At 46.5% G+C, this 19,731-nt stretch carries 18 protein-coding genes and 2 tRNA genes; 17 read left to right on the top strand and 3 right to left on the bottom strand.

Annotated features, from left to right (window positions below):
• The first annotated feature begins 87 nt into the window (after window positions 1–87).
• The 10 genes from P5G61_RS26445 (at window position 88) to yajC (ending at window position 8,400) form a co-directional block, all read left to right on the top strand.
• Window positions 88–166 (top strand) — tRNA-Leu (locus tag P5G61_RS26445).
• 7 nt (window positions 167–173) lie between these two features.
• Window positions 174–247: transfer RNA gene (locus tag P5G61_RS26440), tRNA-Pro, on the top strand.
• A 234-nt stretch (window positions 248–481) separates the two neighbouring features.
• Window positions 482–1,168, top strand: coding sequence for a BofC C-terminal domain-containing protein (locus tag P5G61_RS26435; protein ID WP_301249190.1), 687 nt, complete (start codon window positions 482–484; stop codon window positions 1,166–1,168).
• Between the two features lie 295 nt (window positions 1,169–1,463).
• A complete protein-coding gene (gene ruvC / locus P5G61_RS26430; protein WP_024633031.1) occupies window positions 1,464–1,967 on the top strand; it encodes a crossover junction endodeoxyribonuclease RuvC in 504 nt (167 codons plus the stop codon).
• Complete coding sequence (gene ruvA, locus P5G61_RS26425; protein WP_079350721.1) at window positions 1,964–2,578, top strand: Holliday junction branch migration protein RuvA; 615 nt, start codon at window positions 1,964–1,966, stop codon at window positions 2,576–2,578. The genes ruvC and ruvA overlap by 4 nt, the downstream gene beginning before the upstream one ends.
• 55 nt (window positions 2,579–2,633) lie before the next feature.
• Entirely contained in the window at window positions 2,634–3,644 is a 1,011-nt protein-coding gene (ruvB, locus tag P5G61_RS26420; RefSeq protein WP_024633033.1) for a Holliday junction branch migration DNA helicase RuvB, read from the top strand.
• 82 nt (window positions 3,645–3,726) lie between these two features.
• On the top strand, window positions 3,727–5,802 hold the full coding sequence (locus P5G61_RS26415; RefSeq protein WP_301249189.1) for a SpoIID/LytB domain-containing protein: 2,076 nt from the start codon (window positions 3,727–3,729) through the stop codon (window positions 5,800–5,802).
• Between the two features lie 7 nt (window positions 5,803–5,809).
• The gene (queA, locus tag P5G61_RS26410; protein WP_301249188.1) at window positions 5,810–6,838 is read left to right on the top strand and encodes a tRNA preQ1(34) S-adenosylmethionine ribosyltransferase-isomerase QueA; all 1,029 of its coding nucleotides are present in this window, start codon (window positions 5,810–5,812) and stop codon (window positions 6,836–6,838) included.
• Between the two features lie 45 nt (window positions 6,839–6,883).
• Window positions 6,884–8,020 (top strand): tRNA guanosine(34) transglycosylase Tgt, encoded by a 1,137-nt coding sequence (gene tgt, locus P5G61_RS26405; RefSeq protein ID WP_094939106.1) that lies wholly within the window; start codon window positions 6,884–6,886, stop codon window positions 8,018–8,020.
• An 80-nt stretch (window positions 8,021–8,100) separates the two neighbouring features.
• Window positions 8,101–8,400 carry a preprotein translocase subunit YajC gene (gene yajC / locus P5G61_RS26400; RefSeq protein ID WP_301249187.1) on the top strand — a complete coding sequence of 100 codons (300 nt, stop codon included), beginning with the start codon at window positions 8,101–8,103 and terminating at the stop codon, window positions 8,398–8,400.
• 130 nt (window positions 8,401–8,530) lie between these two features.
• Here the strand turns inward: yajC and P5G61_RS26395 are convergent, their stop codons facing one another.
• Window positions 8,531–8,923, bottom strand: a complete 393-nt coding sequence (locus P5G61_RS26395) for a TIGR04086 family membrane protein (RefSeq protein WP_301249186.1) — start codon at window positions 8,921–8,923, stop codon at window positions 8,531–8,533.
• A 228-nt stretch (window positions 8,924–9,151) separates the two neighbouring features.
• Between P5G61_RS26395 and P5G61_RS26390 the strand changes: the two genes are divergently transcribed.
• The gene (locus tag P5G61_RS26390) at window positions 9,152–9,868 is read left to right on the top strand and encodes a YetF domain-containing protein (RefSeq protein WP_301249200.1); all 717 of its coding nucleotides are present in this window, start codon (window positions 9,152–9,154) and stop codon (window positions 9,866–9,868) included.
• Window positions 9,869–9,871: 3 nt separating this feature from the next.
• On the opposite strand, the gene spoVB is transcribed toward P5G61_RS26390, so the two are convergent.
• Window positions 9,872–11,473: a stage V sporulation protein B gene (gene spoVB, locus P5G61_RS26385; protein WP_301249185.1), complete on the bottom strand. Its 1,602-nt coding sequence runs from the start codon at window positions 11,471–11,473 to the stop codon at window positions 9,872–9,874.
• Window positions 11,474–11,696: 223 nt separating this feature from the next.
• Here spoVB and P5G61_RS26380 point away from each other — a divergent pair, with 223 nt between their 5' ends.
• The 6 genes from P5G61_RS26380 to P5G61_RS26355 all read left to right on the top strand — a co-directional run bounded on the left by P5G61_RS26380 (window position 11,697) and on the right by P5G61_RS26355 (window position 18,214).
• Window positions 11,697–11,936 (top strand): post-transcriptional regulator, encoded by a 240-nt coding sequence (locus P5G61_RS26380; RefSeq protein WP_036617497.1) that lies wholly within the window; start codon window positions 11,697–11,699, stop codon window positions 11,934–11,936.
• 91 nt (window positions 11,937–12,027) lie between these two features.
• Entirely contained in the window at window positions 12,028–13,278 is a 1,251-nt protein-coding gene (gene secD / locus P5G61_RS26375; RefSeq protein WP_094939105.1) for a protein translocase subunit SecD, read from the top strand.
• A complete protein-coding gene (gene secF / locus P5G61_RS26370; protein ID WP_301249184.1) occupies window positions 13,268–14,176 on the top strand; it encodes a protein translocase subunit SecF in 909 nt (302 codons plus the stop codon). Before secD ends, secF begins: the two co-directional genes overlap by 11 nt.
• A 75-nt stretch (window positions 14,177–14,251) precedes the next feature.
• Window positions 14,252–15,217, top strand: coding sequence for a cation diffusion facilitator family transporter (locus P5G61_RS26365; RefSeq protein WP_301249183.1), 966 nt, complete (start codon window positions 14,252–14,254; stop codon window positions 15,215–15,217).
• Window positions 15,218–15,256: 39 nt separating this feature from the next.
• Window positions 15,257–17,665, top strand: coding sequence for a single-stranded-DNA-specific exonuclease RecJ (gene recJ / locus P5G61_RS26360; protein WP_301249182.1), 2,409 nt, complete (start codon window positions 15,257–15,259; stop codon window positions 17,663–17,665).
• Between the two features lie 36 nt (window positions 17,666–17,701).
• Complete coding sequence (locus tag P5G61_RS26355; RefSeq protein WP_024633046.1) at window positions 17,702–18,214, top strand: adenine phosphoribosyltransferase; 513 nt, start codon at window positions 17,702–17,704, stop codon at window positions 18,212–18,214.
• Window positions 18,215–18,407: 193 nt separating this feature from the next.
• Here the strand turns inward: P5G61_RS26355 and uraA are convergent, their stop codons facing one another.
• Window positions 18,408–19,724: a uracil permease gene (gene uraA, locus P5G61_RS26350; protein WP_301249181.1), complete on the bottom strand. Its 1,317-nt coding sequence runs from the start codon at window positions 19,722–19,724 to the stop codon at window positions 18,408–18,410.
• Between the last annotated feature and the right edge of the window lie 7 nt (window positions 19,725–19,731).

The raw sequence follows: 19,731 nt of genomic DNA, 5'->3' as shown, positions 1-19,731 counted from the left end.
CCTTAGCTCAGCTGGATAGAGCGTTTGACTACGAATCAAAAGGCCGGGAGTTCGAATCTCTCAGGGCGCGCCATTATAACTTAATACGCCGGCGTGGCGGAATGGCAGACGCGCTCGACTCAAAATCGAGTGGGAAACCGTGGAGGTTCGAGTCCTCTCGCCGGTATAGATAACGGGATGTAGCTCAGCTTGGTAGAGCACCTGGTTTGGGACCAGGGGGTCGCATGTTCAAATCGTGTCATCCCGATCTCAAAAAAGACAAACTATCTTTTCATAGATAGTCTGTCTTTTTATTTATATTTTGAAGTATGCTGAGCAATAACAACCTCTTCACTCATGGCAACCTTTAATAAGGGAATAACTATAGCTTTTATCTTGTTTGCGCTCAAGTGCAGCGTATTACTGATGCCTTAGGTTGATTTTGCATAAACCCCAAGTCTTTCGGTCACAATAGGTTTAAAAAGTGATAGAAGGGGTTCATGTGAACACGTTTAACTTCAAAAAACAATTCAAGAGACGCTGGCGTCGGTGGAAACGAACAGTATGGATGACTGCAGCGCTGGCTGCTGTAGCTTTATTGGCTTACAGTGGTTTGCCGATTTCTTCTGCGATCGAGCGTTTACTAACGACCAATTTCAGCGAGGCAGTATCCGTAATGGGACCTGCAACGAATGAACAAAGGTCTGAGCAAGAAATTGAGACTTTGATGGAACAACTCGGGTCTGATCCGGACCGTTTAACGAGTGTTGTGCTGGAGACGCAATATATATGTGGGGTAGAAACGGAACATAAGATGGCGATTCCTCAATGGAAGATGCTGCTACTTCAACATCCGGATTGGGATGCTCAGGTTGAGTCAGCAGCAGTGTTACGCGTTAAGCAACATGTGGACGATCTTTCTCCACTATGTAAAGAGCAGGCGTATATTAGTATAGATGCTGTGGGCAATCTCAACCTTTATGAGGGGAGACCAGCAGAAGAGAAAGTCATCCGTACTTTTTTTCAAATGGACGTAGGGACGTTGGAGACTTCATTGCCGGAAGGTGTATTGGAGCAGTTGCAGCAGGGGATCCGTATTCAGGACAAGGATGAATATGATAGTGTGATTTCGACGTTCAGCGATTATGCGGTGGATGAAGCCAATAAAGAAATCCGTAATGGAGGATAAATAAATAGGCTGATCTGCATTTAACGTATTTGTTTACATTGTATAGAGGAGAAGTACCTTCTCGAAGGACATTCACATCTTATACAACATACGAAGTGTAACGAAGGACATCGAAAGATGTCCTTTTTGTCGTTCCATGACCGAAACACCTGAATATAGGAAATAACGATTGTAGGTTGTTCACGAAATTCAGGCGAGTGTAAGGAAGGACAAAGTTTTTCCTGCCGCAGGGTCTATCTTTTGTTATAATGAAATGAACGATACATATGTTCGCTTTTGTAAGGGAGAGATGGATTTGCGTTTTTTGGGAATTGACCCGGGGATTGCGATTGTCGGTTTTGGTTTTGTGGATAAAATCGGCAGTAAGGTAACACCTGTACAATATGGCTGTATTCAGACTGAAGCTCATACCCCTGAAGAAGAACGGCTGCTTCATGTATATGAGGGCATGGTACAGCTGATTGATAAATATAAACCGGACGCGGTAGCGCTGGAGAAACTTTTTTTCAATCGTAACGTTACAACAGCGATGTCTGTCAGTCAGGCGAGAGGTGTCATGGTACTGGCTGCTGCCCAGAAGGGACTGCCTATTGCCGAATATACGCCGATGCAGATTAAGCAGGCGATTGTTGGATACGGAAAAGCGGAGAAGCGGCAAGTGCAGGAGATGGTCAAAATGTTTTTGCGTTTACAGGCGATTCCGAAGCCGGATGACGTAGCGGATGCTTTGGCTGTAGCCGTGTGCCATGCACACTCCTATACATTAAATTCCAAGTTGAATGAGGTATTGCGAAAATGATTGATTTTCTAAGAGGACAGTTTATACATCTGGAGAACGAATATATTGTGCTTGATGTGCACGGAGTCGGATATCGTGTGTTCTGCCCGAACCCTTTTGCATTTGCGAAGCAAGAGGGCGAAATTATAGTGTATACCCATCACCATGTACGAGAAGATGCGATATTGCTGTTTGGTTTTGCTACTCGGGAGGAACAGAAGTTATTTCGCAAGCTGATCGAGGTATCAGGTATTGGCCCCAAAGTTGCTCTGGGTATACTTGCTGGCGGTACGCCGGATCATGTCGTGACGGCCATTTATCAAGAGAATCTGACGTTCCTGACCAAACTTCCGGGAATTGGTAAGAAAACAGCGCAGCGTATGATACTGGACCTCAAGGACAAATTGGATGGTTTTGGTGCTGCTACGTATGCAACAGGTTTGTTTGCTCCTCCTTCAGAAGAAGCAGGAAGCGGCTCTGCCTGGGACGAAGCTCGTGAAGGTCTCAAGGCGCTGGGTTATACCGACAGTGAGCTCGATAAAGTATGGCTCAAACTGAAGAAAGATGTTACTTCGGCTGATTCTGTTGATGTGTTAATGAAACGGGCACTGCAAATGCTGTTTACAGGATAATTAATTTTGCCTCTATAATAGAGCAGTAAGCCGCATAAAAAAGGTAGGGATGAACATGGATGACCGGATTATTTCCGCGAACCTGATGATGGAAGATCAAGCTGTGGAGCTCAGCCTTCGTCCCCGGTATCTGAATGAATATATCGGGCAGAACCAGGCTAAGGAAAATTTGAAAATATACATTGAAGCCGCCAAAATGCGTAATGAGGCGCTCGATCATGTGTTGTTATATGGCCCGCCTGGACTTGGGAAAACAACACTTGCGAATATCATTGCCAACGAATTGGGTGTTAACTTGCGTACGACATCAGGACCAGCAATTGAACGCCCAGGCGATCTGGCTGCGTTGCTGACTAACCTGCAAGAAGGGGATGTCCTGTTTATTGACGAGATTCATCGCCTTCATCGTACGGTAGAAGAAGTTATGTATCCCGCGATGGAAGACTTTGCGTTGGATATTATGATCGGAAAAGGCCCAAGTGCCCGCTCTGTACGTCTTGATCTGCCATCATTTACACTGATTGGTGCTACAACTCGCGCAGGCTTGCTGTCTGCGCCTCTCAGAGACCGGTTTGGTGTTATTAGTCGGCTGGAATTCTACACGGTGGATGAGCTGGCCTACATCGTCTCACGAGCCTCCGAGATTCTAGGGGTGGAGATTGTTGGTAATGCCGCTGAGGAGATCGCATTGCGCTCCCGTGGGACGCCAAGGATTGCCAATCGTCTGCTAAAAAGAGTGCGTGACTTTGCTCAGGTACGGGGTGATGGTATCATCACACAGACTCTGGCGGAAGAAGCACTGCAACGTCTTCAGATTGATCCGCGCGGTCTGGACGAGATCGATCACAAGATGCTCAAATCAATGATTAACAGTTTCCGTGGAGGCCCGGTGGGTCTGGATACGATTGCCGCTACGATCGGTGAAGAGAGTCAAACCATTGAGGATGTTTACGAGCCCTATCTGCTGCAGATTGGTATGCTTCAACGTACACCGAGGGGCAGAATTGTAACGGACCAGGCCTATCATCATCTGGGTTTGCCTGTTCCACCGAGAGATGCCAAATAAATTGTGATTATATATCAAAGAGATTCATTTCAAAATACAACTTGGGACAAACATGGAGAGGAGACTGATCGTGGGGAAAGCAATGCAAACAAAGAAGTGGAGTCGGCGTTTGAAGGTTCTGGCCGCAGCTCTGTTGACGGTAGGGTGTCTGCAAGTGCCTGTGTATGCCGCTGAAAGTGATGGACAGATGATCCGGGTAGCCATGTTTGCGAACCTGGGGAGTACGTATAAATCGACTACACCATTGATTACGCTTGAGTCGAGTGGAAAATGGAATATTGGTTCCGAAAGCGGAGCAAGCATAACCCTTCCGGCAGGACAAATCCGTTTCAGTGCGGATGGATTCCGCGTCAAAGTATTGGAAACAGGGGATTTCAAAACGGCAGCAGCAGCTGCGAAATTGTTGCAGGCCACCAGCGATAAACCGTTGTTGTTTACAACGTCTCTGAATGGTAAAGCAACCTATCAGCTCTACACCGGTAACTATGCTACAGAAGCGTTGGCCGGACAAGCGGTAGCACGCGTGCAAAAAGTGGCCGCAGCCCAACTGGGGGGACAAAAACCAGCGGTGACGGGCAGCAAGCGTCTATCGGCTGGAGTCTACAGTTCACTTCAAGAGGCAGAAACAGCGCAAGCGTCCTTTTTATCGGCAGGAGTTAGTGCTTATACGGTGCTTCAACTGGATGGAGGAAGTCAAGGGTATACCGTATGGGTTGGTGAAGCCTCAACAGATGCTGAGCTGGCAACATTCAAAAAGAGTGTGGAAGCCAGTGTTCCAGGAGTATCCCTATCTCCGATAAACAGTAATAGTGCTGCACTTATCATCCGTCAGGATGCCGGGTTAAGTACGGATACACTTAAAACAGCACCGCACTACACCATTGCTGGAAGTGAAGCCAAGGCGTTAGTTCAAGGAGACGGCAGTGGAATCAAAGTGGTGGAACGTTCAGGGCGGACATATCGCGGTAACATGGAAATTAGCATTGTAAGTGGAGATTTGGCTTTGGTTAATGTCGTTCCACTGGAGCAATATTTATACTCCGTCGTTGGTGCAGAAGTTTATTCATCCTGGCCAGCAGAAGCACTGAAAGTACAGGCTGTCGCTGCACGTTCTTATGCACTTCAACAAGGGGACCGTTTCAAAATTGCCAATGTCGTGGATACCACGCTCAGTCAGGCATACAACGGAATGGGCTCAGAGAATGATAAGGTCTCCAGCGCAGTTGATGCCACCACTGGAGAAGTTATCAAGAGCGGTGGTAAGATTGTGGAAGCTGTATTCTCTTCCAATGCAGGGGGACAGACTGCTGATCCATCCGAGGTATGGAACGGAGGCGCGGGTGTGTTCAGTAACGTGGACAGCCCGGGAGACACATCGGCTCAAGCTGGATTACAAACATGGTATCATGTGCTGTTGAGTACAGGAGTCAGCGGCTATATCCGTGAAGATAATGTAAAAGAATTAACGACCAAAACGGATGCGGGTTTAGCCAAAGTGACGGTTACTGCCCAAAATACCAATGTGCGTCCCATTCCGTTAATTCAATCTAATGTTGAACCGGTAGCGAAAATAAATCCAGGCAATGAGGTTGTTGTTCTGGCCAAAGTGCCGCAATCCAATGATTATGCTTGGGTAAGAGGACCATTCACGTCAGCTCAATTGGTTAAATCCTTGCAGGGTAAAACGACTTCTACTGTTCCATCTTCGATTTCAACGCTGGAAGTGACCAAGCGTGGGCCATCAGGAAGAGCACTTGAAGTCACTGCGAATGGCCAGCCTATGTCGGTAAAATATGCAGATACATACCGCTCAGCTTTAGGTGGATTACCGAGTACTTTATTTGATATTGCAGGGACCGGAAGTTATACTGTATTAGGCGCTGACGGCAAAACAGCAAGCAAAACCGGTTCACAGGGTGCTGCTGTACTATCTGCCTCAGGCACAGGAACTTCATCCAGTAATGCTCTTGTGGTTATGAGTGGTGATGGTCAAGCCCGAGCTGTAACTCAGGGGCAAAGCTTCATGTTCATCGGTCAGGGCAACGGGCACGGATTGGGCTTGTCCCAATGGGGTGCCAAAGGCATGGCAGATGAAGGGTATGATTACCAAGCAATATTGAAACACTATTATCAAAATGCGACTATTGTTAAGGAATGAATAGAATATGAATGTGAACTTATATGATTTTGAATTGCCGGAGAAATTGATTGCACAGACGCCGCTGCTTGACCGCACGGCGTCCCGGTTGCTTACCTTAAACAAGGAAAGCGGTGAGGTTAACCATCACACGTTTCCTGATATTATCGACTTCCTTCAGCCTGGAGATACGCTGGTGTTGAATGATACACGAGTTCTTCCAGCCCGTTTGTTCGGAACCAAAGAAGATACGGGGGCAAAGGCGGAAGTACTCCTGCTCAAAAACGTGGAGGGCGACCGTTGGGAAGCTCTGGTTAAACCAGGTAAGAAGCTGAAAACTGGCTCGGCCATCGTTTTTAGCGACGAGCTTAGAGCTGTTATTGATGAAGAAGGCGAGATGGGAGCGCGATTGCTTACGTTCTCCTATGATGGAATCTTTCAGGAGATTCTGGATCGTCTGGGTGAAATGCCGCTGCCTCCTTATATTAGAGAGACACTGGATGACCGCGAAAGATATCAAACGGTATATGCGAAGCATGAAGGATCGGCTGCTGCGCCGACAGCAGGATTACATTTTACGGATGAACTGCTGAACCGGATACGGGATAAAGGCGTTAATATAGCTTTCATCACGCTTCACGTGGGACTCGGAACATTCCGGCCTATGTCGGTTGATAATGTTGAAGAGCATGTCATGCATGAGGAATACTATTCCTTGTCTCAAGAGACGGCGGATCTGATTAATGAAACGAAAAAACGTGGCAACCGTATATTTGCTGTAGGAACGACAAGTTGTCGAACACTTGAAACGGTGGGGAGCAAATTTGAAGACGGGCAGCTGCAAGAGAGCAGCGGCTGGACCAAAATCTTCATCTACCCGGGATATACGTTCAAGGTGATTGACGGGATGCTTACGAATTTCCATCTTCCCAAATCCACATTGGTCATGCTGGTCAGTGCGCTTGCGGGCAGAGAACAAATCATGCATGCATATGAGGAAGCAATTAAAGAACAATACCGTTTCTTTAGCTTTGGCGATGCCATGTTGATTTATTAAGTTGTGAAGGTATTACGATTAATTTTTAGAGGATGATTAAAACCAATGGCAGCAATTACGTATGAACATATCAAAACCTGTAAACAATCCGGAGCCCGTTTGGGACGTGTACATACACCTCACGGTATTATTGAGACACCAACCTTCATGCCTGTAGGAACACAGGCGACGGTGAAGACGATGAGTCCCGAAGAGCTGAAAGAGATGGATGCTCAAATCATTTTGAGTAACACCTATCATCTGTTTCTGAGACCTGGGCATGAAATTATTCGTCAGGCAGGCGGACTGCACAAATTTATGAACTGGGATCGTCCGATTTTGACTGACAGTGGCGGGTTCCAAGTGTTTTCTCTGAGTGAGATGCGCAAAATTACGGAGGAAGGCGTTAACTTCCGCTCCCATCTCAATGGGGACAAAAAGTTCCTTTCGCCTGAAGTGGCAATGGAAATTCAGAATGCACTGGGCTCCGATATTATGATGGCATTTGATGAATGCCCGCCGTATCCGGCAGAGTATGAATATGTAAAAAAATCACTTGAAAGAACGAGTCGCTGGGCAGAACGTTGTCTGGAAAGTCATGCTCGTCCAAATGATCAAGGGCTGTTTGCCATCGTACAGGGAGGCATGCATGAAGATCTTCGCCGCCAGAGCGCGGCAGATTTGACTTCCATGGATTTCCCGGGGTATGCTATTGGTGGACTGAGTGTTGGAGAACCGAAACATTTGATGTATGGTGTGTTGGACTACACTGTTCCTTTGTTGCCGTCCAATAAACCACGCTATCTAATGGGTGTTGGTTCACCCGATGCATTGATTGAGGGATCGATTCGCGGAGTGGACATGTTCGATTGTGTTCTGCCTACTCGAATTGCCCGTAACGGAACTACAATGACCAGCCAAGGACGTCTGGTAGTTCGTAATGCCAAGTTTGCAACTGATTTTGGGCCACTAGACCCTGAATGTGATTGCTACACTTGCCGTAACTATTCCAGAGCTTATCTGCGTCATTTAATCAAAGCGGATGAAACGTTTGGCTTGCGTTTGACGACCATCCACAATCTTCATTTCTTGCAGAATTTGATGCGCAATGTGCGTAAAGCCATAATGGAAGATCGTTTGCTTGATTTCCGGGATGAATTTTTCGATCAATATGGTCTTCATGACAATGACAGAGGTTTCTGATCAGGGGTTTTTACGGAGCCGAAGTAACAAGTTTTACTTGTAAGTATAGTCGATAAGGGGGAGTTTGAATGTTTCAGGGTATGAATTTAGCGGGAACTCAAGCAGGCGGTGGAATTGTATCTCTGATAGTACCTTTGGTACTTATGGTTGCGATTTTTTACTTCTTGATGATTCGTCCACAGAACAAAAAACAAAAGCAACGTAATTCCATGTTAGGTCAATTGAAAAAAGGCGATAAAATTGTTACCATCGGTGGTCTTCACGGAACGATCGCTGAAATCACGGATGATGTGGTTGTACTGCGTGTAAACGATGTAACTAAACTGACTTTCGATCGTAATGCGATCAGCAGTGCAGTTGCCCGCGATACGGCTGAATAAATCCTAGATGTTAAAAAGCCTGTAAGGCTATGAGTACGTTTGCAGCGTATTCTTCATTGTCAGAGAACTGGATCTCCTTGGAGACCCGGTTCTCTTTTTCTTTTTTTAGTAACCGTTACACCCCGATCTTCTATGATCTTCGTGTGTTGACTCCAAATATTCCTCCTAGTGCAGAAATCAGGAAGGCACTTGCAAGCTGCAGACTGTCTTTCCAATTAAACGAGGCGTCGAGTGCCAGAAATCCGATCATCAATACAATTAGTCCGTAAACGATTCCGGTAATCCCTCCGTGGTACCAGCCTCGCTCACCCGACCTCTTGCCAGATACAAATCCTCCCACCAACAAGGACAAGCCATGTACAACGTACGTATACAGGGAAAGATCTTGTTCCCGCATTCCGGTCATCCAGAGAAAGAAGGATAGAATCAATGCACCTAACATCATCCACACAAAAGCATGACAGAGGCCCGAAAGAATCGGGTTAGACATTCGAAATGAAACCATTCGGCGAATCAACTGCATGAAGCAACCCCCTTGTACAAGTTTGAAATTAATACAGTGTATGGTCAAGCCCTCCGACTTATGAACTGAATTTTCCATTAAATGAACGGTTTATATTTGCATGAGCATGTAAGCTTCAGGCCAAAATAGGGATTACGCTTCAGGTACCTGTATAAAATTCAGATCCGAAGGAGGAACCCTGTTGTGAATTTCTCAGATGTCGGAGCACATATCTTTCGAACCATACTAATGTACTTTATTGTCTATGGGTCTATTCGGATAATGGGTAAACGTGAAATCGGGAAGCTGTCCATGTTTGATCTGGTCGTATCCATCATGCTTGCAGAGATTGCGGCATTTGTCATCGAAGATACCAATAAGCCGTTATCCCACGGAATAGTACCGATGTTGACCGTACTGGTAGTACAGATTGCCATGGCTTTTCTCAGTCTCAAAAGCCGCAAGCTTCGATTGATGATCGATGGGAAGCCAACCGTGTTAATTTACAAAGGTAAATTACATCGAGATGAGATGCGCAAGCAGCGTTACAACCTGGATGACCTGCTGTTGCAGCTTCGGGAACAAAATATAGACAGTATTGGTGAAGTGGAATTTGCCATATTGGAGACCACAGGCAAGCTAACTGTTTTTCCAAAAGGTCAGAGCTCTTCAAACGGAAACAGTGGCTCTTCAGGCTCTGGTTCGACAGGCTCTAATTCCAAACAAAAAGGGCGAAATAACAAAATAGAAGGCCTTGAAAATATCAAATATGAAGGGCTGCCATTGCCATTAATTATGGATGGAAAAGTACAGGATCAGAACCTCGAACTGATCGGAAAAACGAGATTTTGGCTTAAAAATCAGATCCAGCACAAAGGTATTATGGAATTCAAAGACGTGTTTATCTGTTCCATTGATCATAACGGGAAAATTTACGTAAGTTCCAAAGATGATAAAGATAAATGAACTCTAAGAACGGCGTTTAAACCAGGAACCGATAATGGGAGCACGGGAAAGATCGTGAAAATCAATCATTTTGGTCCAGCCCATTACGATGAAATAAACGATCAGACCCACAAGGGGCGCGAGAAGCATTCTGAGCCAAAATGGAAGCAGGCTCGCGGTCTGTTCGTAAATGATCAGAGTAGCGCCGCCCATAATGAGCATACCAGTGCCTGTTTTGACCCAATCCATCATCTTGAAACGGAACTGTAACAGGCTGCGTACACTTCTTGCATGTAAAAGAGTAACAACCGTTGAATTTACACAGATGGCAATCACTGCTCCAAAAATACCGTATTCCGGCCGGGAGGCGAGTACCAAAATCAATGTAATTTTGATGACAGCACCAATAAACGTATTAAGCAGTGCTTTCCCCGGACGATCAAGTGCCTGAAGAGCGGCTTGAAGCGGAGCTTGAATGTAGATAAACAAAGCAAAAGGAGCCATGAGCTTAAGCATGCTTCCAATCGATGCATCATTATACAGGACAAGACACATCGGTTCGGCAAGCACATACATAAACACAGAAAATGGAGCACCTGTTACAAGTGCTAATCGCAAAGCCTGATGCATCCGTTTATGAATGAGCGCGCGGTCACCGTGAGCCGAGGCCTCAGACAATGAAGGGACAAGTGATGTGGCTAACGAGGACGTTAGTGCTCCCGGCAGTAGAAGAAGCGGTATTATCATGCCTTGTAATGCACCATACTGGGCCGTGGCGAGCCCTTTGGAGATACCTGCAATAGCTAGGCTCTGTGCGGTTACAATTGTCTCAGCGAGATAGGATAGGGAACCAACTAACCGCCCGGCAGTTACAGGTATGGAAATCGCGAGTAAACGACGAAGAAGTCCAGGTTCTGATCCGGTTGAGTTTTTTGAAAGAGCAGGTTTGGGTTTGAGTGTAGATTCGAGTATGGGTTGATGTTGATCGATATATTTCTTCTGTTTAGCATAGTTCCACAATAACACGAGCATACCGACGAATTCACCGACGAGCGCACCCAGCATGGCTCCTGCTGCAGCTTGGGCAATTCCTTTGGGCAAGAGGAGCCAGGAAAACCAGATCACACAGATAATGCGAATGACCGTTTCAACGATCGACGAAACAGCCGTAGGCATCATGTTCTGCTTACCCTGGAAGTAACCTCTGTAGACTGCAGATACGGCGATGATGGCAATCATAGGGCTCATGCTGACAAACGTGTGATAGACCCTCTCATCGGTCAGAACATATTGGGTCACCCATGGAGCAAAAATAATGCATAAAAACATAAACACAACACCAAGGGTCAGTGTGAAGCTCAGGCTGATTTGCAAAATCCGTTGGGGTGAATAACGGTTGGCACCTGTATCGGCTTCGGCTACGAGCTTGGCTACGGCCAATGGAATACCACCAGTGATCAATGTGACGAGTACGATGAAAAAGGGATAGCTCAGTTGGTAGATGCCAACACCTTCTGCACCGATGACCCGTGGCAGCACAATGCGCGGGATGAACCCGAGAATCCGATTAATAATGCCTGCGGCGAGCAGGATCATGGCTCCCTGGATAAATGTCTGTTTCTTCAAGACTACCCCTCTTTCCCGGTTGGAGTGCAGGTTTTCATAAACGGGACAATTCCCTCGTTCTTCATCCTATGCCAGTCCAATATCTTCTCATGACAACTTGGACACGATTAACAAAAAGATCCATCACCAGCAAGAAGGAATATGATCGGGTAAAGTCGAATGATGTAATATTGATGCCGCATAAAGGCTTGGATGTATGAAGGGAGGCTCCCCGTTGGAGGAAATGAATGATGTGGAGTTGGAACAGTCTATAGAGATGCTCTGCCGCAGCAAGGCAGAGGAATTAAGGCTTGTCGGTTACGAATATGTCACCAGCAAAGATGTCTGGAATTGCGTCAGTCATAAATATGAAAAGCAGGGCATTCCACCGCTTCACCAACTGGTGAACGACATATTGTCACTGAAAGCAACAAGCTTTATGAACTTTATGACCGTGTCTGCATACCGGGGGTCCTCTTTCTAAACGAAAGGGATCTTTTTTGTTGGAAATTGACTGCTTTTTACGGCATCGCTATAATAGGAATATTGAGAACGAAAGGGGATCTAGGAACGGCATGAAAAGAATCGTCAGTTTCATTTTGGTCGTGCTTGTGACCGCAGGAGTAATGTTGGGCACAAGTCCAGGGCTGCTCAAAAATATACGCTTGGGCCTTGATTTAAAAGGAGGCTACGAGATCTTATATGAAGCAGAGCCGCTGGAAAAAGGACAAGAAGTCACCAAAGCATCTTTGGTGCAAACAGCAAAAAGTTTGGAGAGCCGTGCCAATGCGCTCGGAACAAGCGAGCCGGAAGTAACAACTGAAGGAACGAACCGGATCCGCTTGAAGCTGGCCGGGGTTACCGACGAGGCTGAAGTCAGAGCCAAAATGAAAGAACCTGCTGTCATGACCTTCCGCAGTAAAGCTGAGAATGACAAAGAAGGCGAATACACCAAAATCGAGCTTCGGGGAAATGAGTTTGTCGAGAATGGTGCAAAAGTTGTGTTTAATCAGCTTAATGCTCCGATGATTGACATTCAAGTTAAAGACAAAGCGAAGTTTGCTGAGATCACCAAACGTTTGATTGGACAACCTTTGGCCATCTATCTGGATGATCAATTGTTATCAGCTCCAACGGTGCAGCAGCAGCTGAGTGACGGCTCTGCGCAGATTACGGGTAATTACTCACGTGAGGAAGCCAATCAGCTTCGTGATACCATTAATTTGGGCGCGCTGCCGTTGAAACTGACAGAGAAATACTCTCAAAGCGTTGGAGCAACACTGGGTAAACTTTCTTTGGACCAGACGATAAAGGCGGGATTAATTGGTTCCGTAATTATCTTGGTGTTCATGATTGGTTTGTACCGTATTCCGGGGATTATTGCGAGCTTTGCCTTAATCACACACACGTGGCTGGTACTTGCAATCTTCTACTTGGGAGAATTTGTACTTACCCTTCCAGGGATCGCGGCATTTATCCTGGGTATAGGGATGGCCGTGGATGCCAACATCATCACGTATGAGCGGATCAAGGAAGAGATGCGGAGTGGTAAGTCCATATTGTCATCGGTTAGAGCTGGTGGTAAGAGTTCATTCCGTACCATCATTGACTCCAACATCACGACGATCATTGCGGCTTCAGTGATGTTCATCATGGGTACAGGTGCGGTTAAAGGTTTCGCATTGGTACTGATTTTTGACATCGTAACCAGCATTATCACGAATATTTTCTTCTCCCGCTTCCTGTTGACCCTGCTTGTGCGGGCTAACGTGTTGAAGAAGCCTAAGTACTTCGGAGTGAAGGAGAGTGAAATTCGTGCGCTTTAATTGGAATTTTGATTATGTTAAAGGCAGTAAAATTGCCTATACCTTTTCCATTATTTTAACGATTGCAGGTATTATCAGTATTCTGGCCCTGGGATTGAATTATGCGGTAGATTTCCGTGCCGGTTCAAATGTAGATATCTCGGTATCAAAGGTGATCAAAACGGAACAAATCAATCCTATTGTGAAAGACCTTGGCGTTGACACAAAGGATGTTCATATTACAACAGGTGCTGACCGGGTTAACGTTCGTTTCTCGAACGTGCTGGATGAGAATCAGGAAAGCAAGTTTAAGCAAGAGTTCACCAAGCTGGATTCAACCGCTTCGTATGAAGTCAACACGGTTGACCCGGAGATGGCTAAAGAACTGGAACGCAATGCCATATATGCGGTTCTCATCGCAAGTATCGGGATTATGATCTATGTAGCTATCCGGTTCGAATGGCGCTTCGCTGTGGCAGCGGTGGTTTCACTGTTCCATGATGCATTTGTGGTAATAAGTGTATTCTCCATTTTCCGCCTCGAAGTGAATTTGACCTTCATTACGGCGGTACTGACCATTGTCGGGTTCTCGATCAATGATACCATCGTTATCTTTGACCGGATTCGCGAGAATATGCGTTTTGCTAAAAAGACTACAAAAGCCGATTTGCGTGAAGTAGTCAACCGCAGTTTGGCGCAAACGATGACACGTTCCTTGAATACCACATTCACCGTGTTTATCGCTTCGCTCTGCTTGTTTATTTTTGGTGGAGAATCCATTCGCATGTTCTCACTTGCTATGGTCATCGGAACATTGTTCGGTGCTTATTCTTCGATCTACATCGCCGCTCCATTGTGGCTGGCACTTAAAGGTAAGCAAACAGAGAAACCTAAAGCAGCTGTCAAAGCATCCAACTAAACATTGTATTGTCAAGCCGCGTCTGCCAGGCGCGGTTTTGCAACTTTAGGTAGAGTATTAAGGGGGGGCATCGCCATGACCAGAGAACGTTTCCCTTCTGTTCACGCTGCCACGTGGAGCGGGATCGCCGGGAATTTGACACTCGCAGTAATCAAGGCTGGGTTCGGTTATATGGCAAACAGCAAATCGTTGCTTGCAGACGGCCTGCACTCTGCTTCAGAAGCTGCTTCTTCATTGTCCGGCCTCTTTCCCTCGAAGTCTGTACAAACCAAAAGAAAGGCTCGTAGGGAGCGGTCAAAGGAACATTCACGTATCGCGAGACCTGGAATTTCGGTATTATTGTCTGTGCTCATCCTTATGGGAGGATTGCAGATTGCTATCTCCGCTTTGGGTAGTCTGTCTGGAGATGAACCAGAGTCGCTAGAGAAGTATACCCATGCACTTGTCGTGGCTTTTGCAGCACTGGCTGTGAAAGAAGCAATCTTTCAATATCAATACAGATATTTCCGTAAACGAAATCAATCGCAGGCTCTGGCGTATGCACAGCAGCATCGTCGGGCACTCTACTGTTCACTTATCGTCTTGGTCGGCATTGTAGGTTCCATGACAGGAGAAACAACGGGGTGGAGCATTCTTCGATATATGGACCCGGCAGCTGCATTAATCGCTTCCTGTTTTGTGCTTCATAAAGGGTACAGAATGATTGTGGATACCGTATATGGTTCACTTGTTCAGGAATTGGAGCAGGAAGAAGCGCATGACTTCAAAGAAACGGTGCAGCGTGTATATGGCATTATTACAATTGAACATCTGGTCGCACGTGAACAGGAACATGATGTTACGATTGAACTGGTCATTAGTGTGAACCCGAGAATTTCCGTGCTCGAGGCACAGGAGATTGCGAATCGGGCGAAGACACTTCTCCTGACTCGTTTCAATCATGTTAAAGAAGTACAGATCCAGGTTATACCTTATGATCCCGGATATCCTTATAAATCCAATCATGAACTGCCAGATCCTGAAGCGACATTAATTCAGTAATGAAGCTTGGTCCAGTAGATCAGGAAAGGAGCGTTATCATTGCTTTATTCGCAATACCGGTGGAATACACCGAATATCGATCTGGAGGCGGCTGCGGGACTCTCGCAGGCGCTTTCCGTTTCATCACTTGTTGGACGTTTGCTGGTCAGTCGGGGGGTTCATAATGAAATAGAGGCAGAACAGTTTCTGCATCCTGATCTGAATCAGATGCATGATCCTTATCTGCTTCTAGGCATGAAAGAAGCAGTGCCTCGAATCCAGCAGGCCATTGAGCGTGAAGAACATATTTTAATATATGGGGACTATGACGCGGATGGAGTATCGAGCACATCCTTAATGATTCATCTGATGCGTTATCTCGGTGCTTCCTACGATATTTATATCCCTCATCGTTCCAATGAAGGCTACGGGTTACACAATCATGCCTTGGATTGGGCTCATCAACAAGGCGTCACGCTGGTTATCACGGTAGATACCGGAATCAGTGCGGTAGAGCAGATTGCTTATGCTTCAACACTGGGCATGGAAGTTATTGTGACGGATCATCATGAACCGCCTGAAGTTTTGCCTGAGGCTTACACACTTATTAATCCCAAGCTTCCGGACTGTCCTTATCCTTTTAAAGGGTTAGCTGGTGCGGGTGTAGCGTTGAAGCTGGCTCAGGCATTGATCGGTGAAGTGCCTGGAGAATGGATGGAGATTGCCGCGATCGGTACGGTTGCCGACTTGATGCCTTTGGAAGGCGAGAATCGGGTTATCGTCAGTTATGGCATTGAATCCATGCGAGGAACGCGTCTGCCTGGTGTAAGTGCTCTGCTTGAAATTAGTGGTGTGGATCAAAGTCAGGTCACCTCCATTAATATTGCTTTTGCAATGGCTCCGCGTATTAATGCAAGCGGACGTCTGGATCATGCTGGCAGAGCCGTATCGCTTCTCACAACCGAGAATCTGGATGAGGCTCACACTCTGGCAGGTCAACTGGACTTGCTGAATCGTGAAAGGCAGCAGGTTGTTGAGGGCATACTTCTGGAAGCGACAGCCCAGTTGGAACAGAAAATTCAGCTTAACTCGGGAGCAGTGCCGGATGTCATCGTTTTGGCGGGAGAAGGCTGGAATGTTGGAGTTGTAGGTATCGTGGCTTCCAAGTTACTTGAACGGTATTATCGGCCAACGCTTATCCTTGGAATCGACCCGGAGAGCGGCGCTTGTAAAGGCTCAGCACGCTCCATAGAGGGCCTGGACATCTATGAGGCATTAACGGCTTGTAAACACACGATGGATCATTATGGTGGTCATCCAGCTGCAGCAGGTATGAGCCTCCATCGTGATCAGCTTAAAGAGCTGGAAGACGGACTGAATGAGTTTGCGGCATCCGTGCTGACGGAGGAGGACTTTGTTCCCCATCGTCTTGCGGATGATGAGTGCAGAATCAGTGATGTGCCATTGCAGGTCATTCAAGAAATCGACAGACTCCAGCCATTTGGCATGAATAATCCTTCTCCTCGTTTTGTTTTGCGCAATGTGACTGTAAAAGAAACACGGACGATGGGACGCGAAAAACGCCATCTGAAATTGGTTTTGGAGCAGGACGGGCAGCAGCTGGAGACGGTCGCTTTTGGTAAGGGAGCATTGGCTGATTTTCTGCCACCAGGCACCATCATTGATGTTATGGGTGAGTTGTCCGTCAATGAGTGGAACGGGATGAGAAAACCACAATTGATGCTTCAGGACATTCAAGTACCACATGCGCAAGTGTTTGATTTGCGAGGCAGTACGGAGCCTTTGAACGCAATGAAGCAGTTCTTGAGCTCGCTTGAAGTCCATTTACGATACAAGTCAGGCTCTATTGGTGCCATCGTACGGAAAGAAACGAATGTTTCCGAGGGAAATTCATTGTATGAACCGTGCCTTTGGGTATATGATAGAAAGGTCGGGTTGTTTCCGTGCAATGCTGCCGCGCAGCATTATGGGCAGGAACAGGTCCGGACGTTATTTGTGTTTGATACGCCGGAAACCCCGGAACAACTTGATGCAATGCTGGCCTTATTCAGCGGAGCCGAGAATATCATCCTTCTGCACGGATCAGGCAACCGCCGAGATCGCCTTCAGATGCCTTCCAGAGAACTCTTCAAGCGTATTTATATGCTGGTGTCCAAATGGAGAGCTGAACCGGTGGAGGAACAAGAGATCACTCCTGTGCTCAGTCGTCAGTGTGGTTGTACACCGCGCATGATTACAATGATGTTGGATGTATTTGAAGAGTTATCGTTCATTACCCGAGAAGATGGAAAGATTATGTTTGTGGATAACCCGCCCAAGCGTGAGCTAACCGCCTCGCGTCATTATCAGGCGCTGGAAAGTATGGCTGAGACAGAGCAGGTGATGCTGGATGCATCTACCCCTCAACTGACACAATGGATGATATCCCGGATGAAGGGCGTATCTTAGATAGAAGTTGTGCATTTATTTTAGGAGGAGATTATTTTGGATTTTAAAGATTATATTCGTGTCATTCCTGACTTTCCACAACCGGGAATCAGCTTCAAAGACATTACGACATTGTTGAAGGATGGAGAAATGTACCGCAAGGCGATCAATGAGCTGAAAGTAATGGTTTCAGATCTCAAAATTGACGTTATTGCCGGACCTGAAGCACGTGGATTCGTTGTGGGCGCTCCTCTAGCGTACGCTCTGGGTGTCGGTTTTGCTCCGATTCGCAAAAGCGGAAAATTACCTGGAGAGACGATCGAAGTCGGTTATGATCTTGAATATGGCAAGGATACGCTTGCTATGCATACAGATGCGATCGAAAAAGGACAAAATGTTCTGATTGCGGATGATCTGCTGGCGACAGGCGGAACGATTGCTACCTCCATTAACCTGATTGAACAATTGGGTGGCAAGATTGTAGGTGCAGCATTCCTGATTGAGCTGTCTGATTTGAATGGACGTGCAAAATTGCCGGGAATTGATGTATTTACATTGATGAACTACTAGAATTCCAGCATTCATTGCTGTTAAATCACGTGAACTGGATCTCCCGTTTCCCGGGAAATAATATACAGCATTAACTATTTGCAAAAAGCCTGTCCCTCAACCTGTAAAGGTGAGAGAGCAGGCTTTTTGCGTTGTACGATGTATAAAATGAAGAATGAATAAACATGGTTCGTTCAGATCAGTCGGCAAGAAATCAATCCGGCGTTTTCTCGGTTAAAGGCTGTTTCTCCGTTTGATCATTCGACCAACCCAGTACTTCAAATAATTTAAACAACAAGCTCATCAGAATTCCGACGATGGTTGCCAGAGCCATTCCCTTGAGATGAATACCATAAAACGTGATCTCAGTACCACTGAGTCCGATGACGAGTACAAGGGTAGTTAACAACAGGTTGGTCGGTTTGGCAAAATCTACTTTCTGTTCGACCAGAATACGCAAACCGGATGCTGCAATAACTCCGAACAGAAGCAAAGATACACCACCCATAACCGGAACGGGAATGTTAGCTATAAGTGCCGAGAACGTACCTGAGAACGAAAGCACAATGGCAATGACAGCTGCGCCGCCAATAACATACGTCGAGTAAACCCGGGTCAGAGCCATAACTCCAATATTCTCACCATACGTTGTATTCGGTGTGGACCCAACGAAACCGGAAAGAATGGTTGAAACGCCGTTTCCGAGCAGGGAGCGATGAAGACCCGGGTCCTTGGACAGATCTTTACCCACAATGCTGCTCGTTACAAGCAGATGTCCGATGTGCTCAACAATGACAACAAGGGCGACAGGCAAAATGGTGAAGATGACAGACCAGTCAAATGTCGGTGTTGTTACGGTAGGCAGCGAGATAAAGTCAGCGTTCGCTATATTCTCGGTTTTCACCTCACCCATAAAGTATCCAAGCACGTAACCGGATACAATCCCGATTAGAATGTGAATGATCTTGGGGAATCCACGGAAGGTTACTGCACCAATCACAGTGATTCCGAGAGTAACCATGGCTAAAATAATAGGTTTGGCCTGAGGTACCCAGTCGGGGTTCTCAGCAGGGTTCGAATTGATCAGACCAGCCATTCCGGCTGCCACAGGGACAAGCTCGAGACCGATTAGGGCAACAATGGCACCCATAACCGCTGGCGGGAATACGACGTTAATCCAGCCTGTGCCCGCATACTTGATGATAAGAGCTACAATGCAGAAAACAACTCCCGTTACGATGAACGCTCCAAGTGCCATGGAGTATCCGTTATCAGGGTGTGCGAGTAACACGGAAGAAACAGGTGCGATAAAAGCAAAGCTTGACCCAAGATAGGCTGGAATTTTTCCTTTACACATTAGTATGTACAACAATGTTCCAATACCGTTCATAAGCAAGATCATACTTGGATCGACACCGAACAGGTTCGGCACGAGCACGGTACTGCCAAACATGGCGAACAAATGCTGGAGACTCAGCAGTGAGCCTGAGCCAAGCGGCATTTTTTGATTAACTTGAATTTCACGTTGCAATGAATGT

Source organism: Paenibacillus vandeheii, assembly GCF_030433635.1.
In the GTDB taxonomy this organism is placed as follows: domain Bacteria; phylum Bacillota; class Bacilli; order Paenibacillales; family Paenibacillaceae; genus Paenibacillus; species Paenibacillus vandeheii.
This window is presented reverse-complemented; position numbering and strand designations above follow the sequence as displayed.